Below are 13,780 nucleotides of genomic sequence, written 5' to 3'. Positions count from 1 at the left end.
AATTATTCCTGGCTCAAATGTGTTCTTCTTTCTTGCATGGTTTCGACACTATTGATTACTGTTTGATGACAGATTTCTTTCATTACGGGAATATCTTTGAGCGGTGTTCCCTCATGTATGGTATAAGCAATTAGAAAACTATCCTGCCATACTTTTTCATTCTTTCTGGCCTTGGCTTTTACCCATAAAGCTATCCAGAGAAAATGAAATTGCCATTTTTCCCGATGTAACTCCATTTCTTCGATAAACACAGCATCCATCGCATCGGCTAACCGACACACTTTAACTCCATCTACAAAACTGCTGTTATGATTGACTATTTTATCAATCAACGGATTTTCTATATACCAGGACTCAGTAAATTGTTTGGTTTTAAGCCAGGATTTAGACCGTTGTAATGATTCCTGTATTGTCTCCTGAGTGAATGGAGTGATTTGTACACTGAGCTGTTCAAATAGATACTCTAAATCCAATTTTGTTGGCCTTAAACGAATGCCTAACAACTCTTGAATTTCCAGAAAATGCAGATAAGGAATATCCCCTTTTTCAACAGTTATTGCTAGAAAATGCTCTACCATTTGTTGAAAATAGGAACTGTCTACTTCTCGAAGTGTGACACTTTCAGCAAACGCCTGCCTATAATATTCAGTGACTTCTTTGGTTGGAATGAACGGAGTAATCCAGGCATCTTTTAAGCCCATCTCGAATTTTAATAATAAACCACAAAGCCGATTTTTTCTGTTTTTGCGGATATGAATGAACATTCCCTGAGAGCCGGTTCCATCTACTTCTGTTGCCTTGATCGACATCAAGACCGGTTCATGTTCTGCTTCAAATACAACGCCTTTTTTACGTTGAATTTTAATCCATCGATCAAAAACAGCGTGGTAACTCTCTGGATACCAATATTTTATAACCTGTAACCGCGATAATGATATAGAGGTTAAAATTACTCTATCCATCACCTGATCCAAGGTCGCAACCGCAATCTCACGGACTTCTGCTTTCGGATGCAATAAGGTCAGTAAAGCAATATCATGCCCTTCATCGATACTGTATAAATCGATAATTAAATCAGCAAAAAAATCTGCTGGCATCGCATAACTTTGCGCGAAAAAATTTTCAGCGATATCAAAAACTGAAAGGTCTGATAATTCCGTTATTAAATCCCGAATGGAATCCAAATGGGACACTTGATCAGCCTCTTCTACATTGTCATCTTCCTGACTGGCTAAATCAAAATAGGCGTCTTTTAGTTTCTGGGTCAGTTCTACATGCACCTCATAGAACGCGTTTAAAACCGGCAACCAAAAGCTTAAGCTGTGTTTTTTAGCTTGAATCACATCAGCCAGATGATTCATCAGTAGATTTAATGACTTAGAAGTTGATTTATTCGTTGCATCGATAGCTGCCTGCAATTGAGCTACACAGATATCCAATGCAAATACGCAGGCAGAATAAATGGGAGGACCATCATGAATCAGTTCCTCATCCAGATTATTTAATATATTAATCAGTTCCAGCGCATATTCCGGATGCTGAAAAAACAGCGCATATAACTGCGGATCAGGATCGTCATTACGTTCAATTAAAACGGCCATTTCCGCAATTAAACGGTGCAAAAGTTCAGGATGATTCGTCATAGGTGCTTTGGCACCTGTCGTGGTTGTCCCTGTTCATCAATGGCAACAAAAACAAAAGTACCTTCAGTCACTTGATATCTCTCAATCTGGGTTGCTGGCAGTGCCCATACTTCAACACCTATAGTCATCGAAGTAGTACCTTGTTTTATCAGATCAACATGACAACTGACCACATCCCCCACATGAACCGGTTTCAAAAAGGACATGGAGTTAATGGCCACTGTTGCGACTCGTCCCTGAGCAATTTTTTTAGCCAAAACACCAGCAGCCAAGTCCATTTGAGACACTATCCATCCGCCAAATATATCGCCATTAGCGTTGGTGCTCATGGGCATGGCCAGTGTCTGAATGGTCAATTCACCTTTAGGTAACCGTGTCATTATTCTCCACCGCGCTTTAATTTAGCTAAAGCATCTGCCATTGCAGTATTGAATACTGTTTTCTTCACTGGCTCTGATTTTTTAGCAGGTTCTGGTTTTTTCTTATGTTCCACTTTTTTAATTTCAGGTTGCTTTTTGGGTGGCGCTGATTTGGCTGTCTTTTTGGTCGCAGCCGGGGTACTGTCATCCCCTAATTTCATGCTTAAACCGATACGTCTGCGTTCTTTATCCACCTCAACAACTTTAACTGTCACGATATCACCCGCTTTTACCACAGCCCTTGGATCAGTGATAAACCGATTGGTCATTGCAGAAATATGTACCAATCCATCCTGATGCACGCCAATATCCACAAAGGCGCCAAAATTGGTCACATTACTTACCACACCCTCGAGAATCATTCCTTCATGCAGATGATTAATGTCTTCAACACCCTCTTTAAACTGCGCTGTTTTAAATTCCGGTCGCGGATCACGCCCCGGTTTTTCCAGCTCCCGCAAAACATCTCTTATCGTAGGTAAGCCGTAGGTATCATCAACGTACTTATCTGCATTAACACTTTGCAGAACTTCTCTATTACCAATGATTTGAGGAATATCGAGTTTCTGATCAGCAATAATTCGCTCAACCAGAGGATATGCCTCTGGATGCACGCAGGATGCATCAAGTGGATTTTCACCATTCATAATGCGCAGGAAGCCTGCCGCCTGTTGAAATGCTTTTTCACCCATACGGTTAATATTTTTTAATTGCTCCCGATTCACAAAGGCTCCATGCTCATCGCGATACTGCACTATATTTTTCGCTAAAGTTTCATTAAGTCCTGAAACATGTGCCAGTAAAGCTGCTGAAGCGGTATTGACATCGACGCCAACTGCATTCACACAATCCTCAACCACACCGTCAAGACAGCGAGCAAGCCTGGCCTGATTTACATCATGTTGATATTGTCCAACACCTATAGACTTGGCTTCAATTTTAACTAATTCAGCCAAAGGATCCTGCACTCGTCTTGCTATTGAAACGGCGCCTCGCAAAGTAACATCCAAATCAGGAAATTCACGGGCTGCTATCTCGGAAGCAGAATATACGGAAGCACCTGCTTCGCTAACAATGATTTTGGTTAATTGCAAATCAGGGTACATTTTAATCAAATCAGCAACCAGACGTTCCGTTTCTCTTGAGCCGGTACCATTGCCAATACTGATTAAATTGACACGATGTTTCGCTGCTAACTTCGCTAAATCAGCAATGGATTGATGCCATTCATTCTGTGGAGCAAACGGAAATATAACAGAATAATCGAGTAGCTTACCTGTGGTATCAACTACCACAACTTTTACTCCAGTTCTGATTCCAGGATCCAGACCGATAGTAATTTGAGGACCCGCAGGAGCAGCAAGTAATAAATCACGTAAATTCCTGGAGAATACCTTAATGGCTTCTTCATCAGCCATTTCACGTAAACGAGTCAATAACTCCAATTCCAGTTTGGTAAATAATTTTATTTTCCAGGTCATACGCACGGTTTCAAATAACCAGCTGTCGGCTTTTCTCTGTTGATCTGCAATATTGAAATGTGCCGCGACTCTGTTTTCTCCATAATTCATATCCTGCTCAGGCAGAGTGAGGTTAACCTGTAAAACACTTTCACGTCTCCCTCGGAATAAAGCAAGTGCGCGATGAGAGGGGATTTTCTTAATGGCTTCTGAATAATCAAAATAATCAGAAAATTTATTTACTGTTTCTTTTTTCTTGGAGCTACCCACGGATTTGACAATTGCATGTTGCCACAAATACTCACGCAGTTCATTTATCAAATCCGCGTCTTCAGCAAAATGCTCCATCAAAATATGCCGGGCTCCGTCAAGTACGGCTTTTGCATCTTCAACACCCAGTTCAGCATTAATGTATTGAACGGCCTGTTCTTCAGGATCAAGAGAGGGATCCTTCCATAATGCAAGAGCCAGGGGCTCTAATCCTGCCTCAACAGCAATTTGAGCCTTGGTACGTCTTTTAGGCCTGAAGGGCAAATACAAATCTTCCAGACGTGTTTTCGTATCCGCGGCCAGAATGCTCTGCTCCAATTCAGGAGTTAATTTTTCCTGCTCCCGTATGGATTGAAGAACTACTGCACGTCGTTCATCCAACTCTCGCAAATAGAGTAACCGTTCATCCAGAAAACGTAATTGCACATCGTCAAGTCCTTCAGTCGCTTCTTTTCTATAGCGAGCTATGAAAGGTACTGTTGCTCCCTCATCCAGCAATCGAATAGCAGTCTCAACCTGCGACACTTTTACCTTAAGTTCTTGCGCTATAATCGCAGCTGACGCTAACATCTCTTGAGCCATTCACATCCCCGTAAAACATGATAAAAAATCGACACATTATATACTCAACAGGTCCTGTTGCGATATATAAAGTATCCAATAATAATTTCAAAAACCACCCTCACCTACTATCCCAAAAAAAACTATACGTTTTTAATAGACCACACCGTATCATTTACAATTTTTAAACCTCTTGCAAACAAGGGATCAGTTGAATCCCGTGTACTGGAAATACTGCTCAGGCATCGAACCTCATCGCAGTTTTTATAAAGCGCTCGTACCTCTTCATCAGTAACGCTGTATGGAGGCCCTTGCATCTCTTCTTGATTATATCTCATTGTTTTCAGCAAAATCTCCCCCCCTGGCTTTAACCAGTTTAAACAGACATTAACATATGCAGAGCGTAATTTGCCGGGCAATGCGATTAAAGCAGCCCGGTCATATATAGCATCTACAGGTGTAATGAACGCAGGGGGCAGGTTAAATATATCCGCAACCCATATACTGAACTGGTCATTAAAATAATGAATAAACTGGCCGTTGATCTTTTGATGAAACGATAAATGATGTTCATTAGCGAATTGGTGTACTGCCTGTTCACTAAGCTCTATCCCTATGACATGAAAACCGTGCTGAGACAACCAAAGCATGTCCAGACTTTTTCCACATAATGGAACAAGGACTGTGGCAGGTGCAGCAAGATTTAGCTCTGGCCAATACCTGATGAGATCAGGATTCACTACGTCTTTATGGAACGGAGTGAGTCCCTGCTCCCATAATTCAGTCCAAAATTGATGCCCCTTACTCACTCAACAGTCACCGATTTAGCAAGATTACGTGGTTGATCCACATCCGTACCTTTGGCTACCGCAACGTGATAGGCCAATAATTGCAATGGGAGAGTATATGCTATTGGAGCAACCCAGGAACCGCAGGATGGCACTTTAATCAAGCGTGCACCATTTGCTTTCCAGTCTTGAGAATCATCTACAAACACAAACAATTGTCCGCCTCGCGCACTCACCTCATGCAGATTGGATTTTAATTTATCCAAAAGTTCATCATTTGGTGCAACCGCGATTACCGGCATATCTTTATCGACTAAGGCAAGAGGACCGTGCTTTAATTCACCGGCAGGATATGCTTCAGCATGAATGTATGAAATTTCCTTAAGTTTTAAAGCACCTTCCAGAGCGACGGGATACTGGACCCCACGGCCTAAAAATAATGCATGAGCTTTATTCACAAATAAAGCAGATAAGGTTTCGATTTCTTCATTCATCTTTAAAATACGTTCACAACACGCAGGGAGCTCCTGTAATTGACTTAATACTTCCTGTGCCCTGTCATCATGACACAGTGCCGCGGCCAACATCAAAAAGGCAGCCAGCTGTGTAGTAAACGCCTTGGTAGAGGCGACACCAATTTCAATTCCAGCACGAGTTAAAAAAACGCAATCCGCTTCTCGCACCAAAGTACTGGTGGCAACATTACAGATGGCCAGACTGGCTAAGTAATTCATTTTCTTTGCTTTATACAAGGCAGCCAAAGTATCTGCTGTTTCACCCGATTGTGACACGGTGATAAACAAGGTGTTTTCTGAAACAACCACATCTCGATAGCGATATTCACTGGCAATTTCTACTTGAGTAGGAAGTCCAGCCAGCGATTCCAACCAATATTTGGCAATCAGACCCGCATGATAGCTGGTACCGCAGGCGACTATATGAATTTGTTTTACTTGAGGGAATACGTGGGAAGCACGTTCTCCAAAACTGGCTTTGAGTACTTCGGGACTGTTAATACGGCCTTCGATAGTATCCGTAAGCACTTTGGTCTGCTCGAATATTTCTTTTAGCATGAAATGTCGATAAGGCCCTTTACTGACTATTTCTGAATCAGTAGTTAGTGTATGGGCAGTTCGCTCAACCAGTTCTCTTCCAGCATTATATATTTGTACCTGATGGGCAGTAATGCACGCACTGTCCCCTTCTTCCAGATAAATAACCGATTGGGCAAAAGATCTTAAGGCGAGAGCATCAGATGCGATAAAGTTCTCACCAATTCCCAGACCCACAACCAGAGGACTGCCTTTACGTATGGCAACCAGTTCAAGCGGTCTTTGCTGATGAATTACTCCTAGAGCAAAAGCACCATGCATCTCTGCCGCAGCAGTTTGTACTGCCAATAATAAGTTTTCATGCTGTATGTAATAGAAATGAATTAAATGAGCCGCAACTTCAGTATCTGTTTCAGAGGTGAATTGATAGCCACTCGTAATAAGCCGTTGTCTTAAATGATCGTGATTTTCAATAATCCCATTGTGAACCAATGCAATTTGCCCATGAGACAGATGAGGATGCGCATTTTGCTCTGAAGGTTTTCCATGGGTTGCCCAACGAGTATGGGCGATTCCAGTATTACCGGCAATTGCCGTTTCTTGCATCGCATCGGCCAAATTCTGTACTTTACCCTGAATTCGAACTCGTTTTAATCGTGAATTATTATCTATTACTGCGATTCCTGCAGAATCATATCCTCTATATTCCAAACGACGTAATCCTTCCAGCAAGACTTTGCTGATATCCCTTTCTGAAACAACTCCCATAATCCCACACATAACCCGCTCCTCATTCCAGAAACCGCTTTATAGATGTTCTATCTATTTATTTATAGTACCTAAATTCGGTTTATGATTAATTTTCAATGACAATTCATAACTCAATTTAGATTGCGAAGAAAAATATCCCTCACCAAAGATGAGGCATTTCAATTAAAAAGAGGAATTATGCCATAAACATGAGTAAATCACTAAGGCAATTGCCTGAACAATACTACAAATTTTGTTCAGGCAATCAATTGCTCTATGCTCGAGCGGATTCTGGCTTCGTACAGCGTACATCATAGCCATGATCTTTCATTGCGGAACAGACTTCATAAGCAAAATGATGATGGGCTCGTGTGCTTGGATGAATCTCATCCCAGAACAAATAATCTTCGGGGGCATCACAGACGTGATAATTTGTCTCGCCTGGCGCAAAACTTTTATCTTTAAACTGAAGTACCTGAGCGTATCTTAGGACAAAGTTATTAGCGAAAGCCGAATGTGCAAGACCCTGGAACATAGGGAATTTTACATCGATGCATGCATCAGTCACGTTGGCAAATCCATAGTTACCGGGTTCATTTACGGCTCGTTCCAGATACTCCTGGGTATTAATAAAGAGAATGTCGGCGTCGGGATACTGTTGTTTCCATTCTGCAACACGAATCGCCAATCGCTCATTGTGCTGATCTGAGGCATAATTTAATAGCTCCCTGTCTGCTGTTTTAACAAACTTAGGAGTATCTCCCGCATGAGGAACACCTAGCACAATAATACGTCGTGCTCCAGCTTGTGTCAGTTTTAACACAGCAGAACTGACTCCATCGACAATATTATCAATATAAGCGCTCATAACAGCAGGATCGTATTTATCCTCATACTGCAAGGCATTGATGTAATCATTACCACCTGAAAAGACAAAATAAACAGTCTCATTACTTAATTGTCGATGCTCTAACAAATAGGCCTGTACGGTTAATCCCAGGCTGGGTGGTATCAATTTCCCTACAATTAACGTTTTAATGATTCCCAAAGGATGACGAATCACATTCCAAACCGTTAGCTGAGTATCATAAGTTGCAGCCCAACTGCCGCCAAAAGCGCGGTTTAAATAGACATCTTCATCGTCCTTTTGAATGGATAACATGTCTGCCAGATATTCATTCCAGACACGGCCATTTGAAAATCTGGATTTCCAATAAGGCTTACCAGGTAATATGGGTACCAATTTGACCTGGGCAATCAAATTAACAATATAAGGAGCCAAATCATGATCAAAAAAATCGGTCACCGCAAGAATACCGGCATCAAGTACGATTTGAGGAACATAATAGTCGTTAGCAAATTCGATCATTTTATTAATAACAAAAACTTTAAAAGGAGCAACAATATAAGCGGGGTTTTCTTCGCTCCGTAAGCTTTTCAGCAGATGAGTGGTATTTCCTGTATCAGATAAACTGTCTCCAAAGACAACCATTGATTTAACAGGGATGGATGCGGCACTTACTAATGGAATAAAAAATAACAGGATACACAGCCAGCGACACATTCTATTGTGATTATACATACAAATCTCCTTATAAAAGCTAGCAAACCCAATTTAACGATAGCTTGATCCTAAGAGTACGATCGGTATGAAATTGTTGTCAACGCATTATGTCATATTTAGAACAACTGGTTTCAAATAGTGCATTTAATTCATTCCTATTGATTAAATTGTGAGTAAATGTTAATTTTTACCAAATTTTTATGTCATTTTTAGGTAGTCACGTGAAAGAAATAGTCATTGCTTCATTTTATAAATTTGTGCCTCTGATTGATTTTGAAACCATGAGAGAACCCATACTGGCCAAAATGCGTGAAATAGGCATAAAGGGCACTATTATACTGGCTCATGAAGGCATCAATGGTGGCTTTGCAGGTAATAGAGAGCAGATGGAACATTTTTATCAATACATGCATAGTGATTCTCGCTTTGCTGACCTGAACTTTAAAGAAACTTTTGACAATGAAAATCCATTCGATAAAGCCAAAGTTAAACTCCGCAAAGAAATTGTTACCATGGGCGTTCAAAACGTTGATCCTGAAGTAAATGCAGGCACCTATCTGGATCCACAGCAATGGCATGAATTGATTCAGGATCCCGAAGTCATTTTGTTAGACACCCGCAATGATTATGAATTTGAACTCGGCGCATTCAAAAATGCAATTAATCCCGATATTGAAAATTTCCGGGAATTTCCTGAATACGTTGAACGTCATCTGAGTGATAAAAAAGATAAAAAAATTGCCATGTACTGTACTGGTGGTATTCGTTGTGAAAAAACAACCGCTTTTATGAAAGAACAAGGCTTTCAGCATGTATACCAGCTGCATGACGGCATACTCAACTATATTGAAAAAATACCCGAAACCGATTCTTTATGGGAAGGACGATGTTTTGTTTTTGATGATCGAGTCGCAGTGGATCAAAAATTAGAGCGCGTTTATCCTCAGCTGCCACAAGATTATAAAGATGAGAGATACCCTAAATAAATCTGCGACATATCGTCATCCCGAATGGAATTAGGGATGACGTTTCACGAGATGATACAGAAGTGACCTGAGTCTCCTAAATTAAAAGAAACCCTATTGGTATAATAGCCTGACAATCCAGCGCATTAATCCGACCTGCATGTATCTCATCGTACCTTTCAGTTATAATATCTTTTTTTTATAGTTCAGGTGTCTTATGACTACCAAAAAACAATTCGACTCCAGCATAGCGCTGAATAGAAAAGCCGGTTTTGATTTCTACATAGAAGATCAATACGAGGCAGGTCTCGTCCTTGAAGGTTGGGAAGTAAAAAGCCTGCGCGCAGGTAAAGTCAACCTCTCGGACGCACACGTAATCATTAAATACGGCGAAGCATTTTTATTAGGAGCGCAAATTCAACCCTTGCAAACGGCATCGACTCACTCGATACCCGATCCAACACGAACTCGTAAATTATTATTAAACCGTAAAGAATTGAATCATTTGATCGGCAGCGTTGAACGGCAAGGATACACCATAGTACCGCTCTCCTTATATTGGAAAAAAAATAAAATCAAAGTAAAAATTGCTTTGGCCAAAGGTAAAAAAGAGCATGATAAAAGAGATACCATCAAAAACAGAGAATGGCAGAGAGACAAATCGCGCGTCATGAAAAAGAATCATTAAGGAGAACGTAAATGCACATAGGTCAGGAAATACCGAATTTCGAATTCCAGGCAACCGATAATTTAAAAGCTCATATTCATGATTATAAAGGCAAAACGGTGATCCTCTATTTTTATCCTAAAGACGCAACACCTGGATGCACGAGTGAAGGCCAGGATTTTCGGGACGCTTATTCACAATTCCAGGCTCTGGATGTTGTTCTATTTGGCGTGTCTAGAGACAGTTTAAAGTCTCATGAACATTTTAAAAGCAAATACAATTTTCCATTTGAATTAATCAGTGATCAGGAAGAACACCTATGCCAATTGTTTGATGTCATCAAAATGAAATCCATGTATGGAAAACAAGTACGTGGTATAGAGCGCAGTACGTTTATTATAGATAAAACTGGTACCTTAAAACATGAATGGCGAAAAGTTAAGGTCAAGGGACATGTCGAGGAAGTCTTGAATTATGTTAAATCTTTAAATTGAAAAGATCCCTTACAATCAAAAACTCTTCCGTCAAACACTTGTAACACCATTGCAAATGCGGGATGCCACTCCCTAATCCCGCATTAAGTTATTCATCAAAGACTCCCAAATTCGCGGAACGTCGATATCGGAATTTCAAACATGAGTTAATAAATTGTGTTATTATTAGCAAATTCAATCAAATAATAACCTGACTTTAATATGCTAATTCGCAATATTCAACTGTTTATTGTTATTGCCTCATCAATACTTACGTTGGTAGCCACCGATATTTTATTGCCCAGCCTGCCTCAAATTGCACAATCTTTTGCAGTTCCATCTAACGACGTCAAAATGATTATTTCAATTTTTATGATAGGCCAATTTGCAACCGTTCTTATTTGGGGAATCATTGCTGATCTTATAGGAAGAAGGCAAACTCTATTTATTGGCATGCTGATTTTCTTTATCGGATCTATGTTGAGTCTGTATGCTGATTCAATCAATCTGCTATTGGCCTGTCGTTTCCTGCAAGGAACAGGTGCTGTTGTCGTTCCAGTTGCAGGGTGGGCCTTAATTCAGGATCTTTACCACAAAGATGACGGAGCTCGGATTATGTCCTGGATTGGAACCCTTGTCGCAGCTCTTCCCCTTTTTGCACCTGCAATAGGCGGCAAAATTGATGTGCTCTACGGTTGGCACATGAATTTATATGGCATTGCTATATATTCTACAATTTTGTGCGTTATCATGATTTTATTGCCTAACCATCCATCCAATAACACCACGATTAATGCTCCTGACTTAAAAGAAAGATTTCGTATTTATGGCAAGATATTAAAAAACAAAACGTTTATTTCCTACATCGCCCTTTTCGGTTTGTTGAACTGTGGTGAATGGTGTTTTCTGACTATGGCACCGTTTTATTATTCTCATGTGCATGTCTCTCCAGACAAAATGGGTCTTTTACTGATGCTCACCTCAATGGGATTTCTCTTTGGTTCTATGCTGGCATCTAAATTATTCACTCGATTTGGGGTAGATAAAACCATTTCATTAGGAATACACATCGCATTAATCAGCAGTGTATTACTCCTGGCAGGTAACTATTTCGGCTGGTGTGACTATCAGATTTTTAATGCTCTTGATCTCAGTATGTATATATTCAGCTCTGCTCTCCTTTGGGGTGGAACAACGTCCAGAGCGTTACAGTGTTTTGATGAATTTCGTGGCTCTGCTTCCGCAGTCCGCAGCCTTATCCTTTTATGTTTCTCGGCTTTTGGCACCTATTCAGGAAGGTTACTGAATCATGAAAGTTTATTTCCCGTTGGGATTGTTCTCTTAGCTTTAGCCCTGTGTACTTTATTTGTGTTTAACAACAAGGAATTAAAGGCGGAACGGCTTGCTGCTGAGGCCGCCTATTAATTATAGGTTAAAATTCTTAAATAATTGTTCCTAAACAAAAAAATATAATTCTTGACGTATTTACTCCAGCTCAGCACAATGAAGATAGGCCAATAGTTCAAGAGACACAATATTAAGATTTACGAAAACCCCAAGGTGGAGGCAAAAGGAATTTTTAATAAGGGAGTTTAGATGGACTAAATGACCGAATTAAAAAATTTCTTTTAACGAAAATTTTGGAGTTTTTTGTAAGTCCTGATGAATCCAGAAGCCTTAATTTTACTCTCAGGTGGCATGGTACAACTTGAATTATAAGAAATACTATTTTAGCTGACAGGGTGACCCTATGGATAATACCAATATTGGACTAAAGCTGTTCGTGCTTGATACGAATATATTAATGCACGATCCCACTGCTATTTATCATTTTGACGAGCATGATATTTATTTACCTATGGTCGTTCTTGAGGAATTAGACAGCCACAAAACAGGTACTTCAGAATTGGCACGCAACGTCCGCCAAACCAACCGGATGTTAGTGGAGTTAATGAGTAACGCAAGCCATGAACAAATTGTATCCGGTCTGGCGATACCCAGTTTCATAAGCTCCAATAAAGGGAACGGCAGCGGAAGACTGTTTTTTCAAACAGATGAATTTGATCAGGTAGTGCCATCCACTCTACCTGGACACAAAGTGGATAATACCATCCTGGCAACCGCATTAGGCTTACAAAAAAAATATGCTGGCAAGAAACAGGTAATTATTATTTCCAAAGACATCAATTTACGTATTAAAGCAGGAATTCTGGGAATACCCGCGGAAGATTATTACAATGATCAGGTGTTGGACGATGTTAATCTTTTGCATCGCGGATTACATATTTTAGACAACAATTTTTGGGATACTCACGCAAAAGATATGGGATCCTGGCAAGAAAGTGGAAAGACGTTTTATCGGGTCAGCGGTCCATTGGTCAATCAGTGGAATCCCAATGACTGCATCAGCACAGAAGACAATGAATTTCAGGCTTTGGTAAAAAAAATTGATGGTGAAAATGCCGTGGTTCAATTAGTACGTGATTACACCCAGACAAAAAATTCAGTTTGGGGAATTACCGCACGTAATCGTGAACAAAATTTTTCCTTAAATTTACTGCTCGATCCAGACATCGATTTCGTAACATTACAAGGTTCTGCAGGTACAGGGAAAACATTGCTTACTATTGCTGCCGGATTGACTCAGGTTATGGATCAGAATCGCTATAATGAAATTTTAATGACCCGGGTTACCATTCCTGTAGGTGAAGATATAGGCTTTTTACCAGGAACCGAAGAAGAGAAAATGACTCCCTGGATGGGCGCATTAATGGATAATCTGGAAGTACTTCATGGCTCGCAGGTAGGCGGTAGTTTTGGACGTGGAGCAACGCAAGATTTATTGCAGAACAAAATTAAAATTCGTTCACTAAACTTTATGCGGGGACGTACTTTTTTAAATCGCTACATCATCATAGACGAAGCACAGAACCTGACTTCCAAGCAGATTAAAACTCTGGTAACTCGAGCAGGCCCCGGTAGCAAGATCATTTGTCTGGGAGACATCAAGCAGATCGATACCCCCTATTTAACTGAAACCACTTCGGGATTAACTTTTGCCGTGGATCGTTTCAAGCATTGGGAACACAGCGCGCATATGACTTTAACTCGCGGCGAACGCTCAAGACTTGCATTTTATGCAGCGGAGCATTTATAGTACGCGTTTTA

The 13,780-nt window shown here is 40.4% G+C and carries 11 protein-coding genes; 5 read left to right on the top strand and 6 right to left on the bottom strand.

Annotation, left to right across the window (positions count from 1 at the left end):
- Positions 1-2: 2 nt before the first annotated feature.
- The 6 genes from IZU94_RS17590 to plaC form a co-directional block, all read right to left on the bottom strand.
- Positions 3-1,643 carry a Y4lR C-terminal helical domain-containing protein gene (locus tag IZU94_RS17590; protein WP_203113753.1) on the bottom strand — a complete coding sequence of 547 codons (1,641 nt, stop codon included), beginning with the start codon at positions 1,641-1,643 and terminating at the stop codon, positions 3-5.
- Positions 1,640-2,023, bottom strand: coding sequence for an acyl-CoA thioesterase (locus IZU94_RS17585; protein WP_203113752.1), 384 nt, complete (start codon positions 2,021-2,023; stop codon positions 1,640-1,642). Before IZU94_RS17585 ends, IZU94_RS17590 begins: the two co-directional genes overlap by 4 nt.
- On the bottom strand, positions 2,023-4,374 hold the full coding sequence (locus tag IZU94_RS17580) for a Tex family protein (protein ID WP_203113751.1): 2,352 nt from the start codon (positions 4,372-4,374) through the stop codon (positions 2,023-2,025). Before IZU94_RS17580 ends, IZU94_RS17585 begins: the two co-directional genes overlap by 1 nt.
- A gap of 122 nt (positions 4,375-4,496) precedes the next feature.
- Complete coding sequence (locus tag IZU94_RS17575; protein WP_203113750.1) at positions 4,497-5,162, bottom strand: thiopurine S-methyltransferase; 666 nt, start codon at positions 5,160-5,162, stop codon at positions 4,497-4,499.
- Positions 5,159-6,973 (bottom strand): glutamine--fructose-6-phosphate transaminase (isomerizing), encoded by a 1,815-nt coding sequence (gene glmS / locus IZU94_RS17570; RefSeq protein ID WP_203113749.1) that lies wholly within the window; start codon positions 6,971-6,973, stop codon positions 5,159-5,161. Before glmS ends, IZU94_RS17575 begins: the two co-directional genes overlap by 4 nt.
- A 244-nt stretch (positions 6,974-7,217) precedes the next feature.
- Entirely contained in the window at positions 7,218-8,525 is a 1,308-nt protein-coding gene (gene plaC, locus IZU94_RS17565) for a lysophospholipase/glycerophospholipid:cholesterol acyltransferase PlaC (protein WP_203113748.1), read from the bottom strand.
- Between the two features lie 203 nt (positions 8,526-8,728).
- On the opposite strand from plaC, the gene trhO reads away from it, so the two are divergent.
- The 5 genes from trhO (at position 8,729) to IZU94_RS17540 (ending at position 13,769) form a co-directional block, all read left to right on the top strand.
- On the top strand, positions 8,729-9,493 hold the full coding sequence (gene trhO / locus IZU94_RS17560; RefSeq protein ID WP_203113747.1) for an oxygen-dependent tRNA uridine(34) hydroxylase TrhO: 765 nt from the start codon (positions 8,729-8,731) through the stop codon (positions 9,491-9,493).
- Positions 9,494-9,689: 196 nt separating this feature from the next.
- A complete protein-coding gene (gene smpB / locus IZU94_RS17555) occupies positions 9,690-10,160 on the top strand; it encodes an SsrA-binding protein SmpB (protein WP_203113746.1) in 471 nt (156 codons plus the stop codon).
- Between the two features lie 11 nt (positions 10,161-10,171).
- The gene (locus IZU94_RS17550; RefSeq protein WP_203113745.1) at positions 10,172-10,633 is read left to right on the top strand and encodes a peroxiredoxin; all 462 of its coding nucleotides are present in this window, start codon (positions 10,172-10,174) and stop codon (positions 10,631-10,633) included.
- A gap of 201 nt (positions 10,634-10,834) precedes the next feature.
- Positions 10,835-12,037, top strand: a complete 1,203-nt coding sequence (locus IZU94_RS17545; RefSeq protein WP_203113744.1) for an MFS transporter — start codon at positions 10,835-10,837, stop codon at positions 12,035-12,037.
- A gap of 325 nt (positions 12,038-12,362) precedes the next feature.
- On the top strand, positions 12,363-13,769 hold the full coding sequence (locus IZU94_RS17540) for a PhoH family protein (protein ID WP_203113743.1): 1,407 nt from the start codon (positions 12,363-12,365) through the stop codon (positions 13,767-13,769).
- The last annotated feature ends 11 nt before the right edge of the window (positions 13,770-13,780 follow it).

This window comes from Legionella bononiensis (genome assembly GCF_016786215.1).
In the GTDB taxonomy this organism is placed as follows: domain Bacteria; phylum Pseudomonadota; class Gammaproteobacteria; order Legionellales; family Legionellaceae; genus Legionella; species Legionella bononiensis.
The sequence above is the reverse complement of the archived record's forward strand: the minus strand, read 5'-3'. Positions and strand labels throughout refer to the sequence as shown.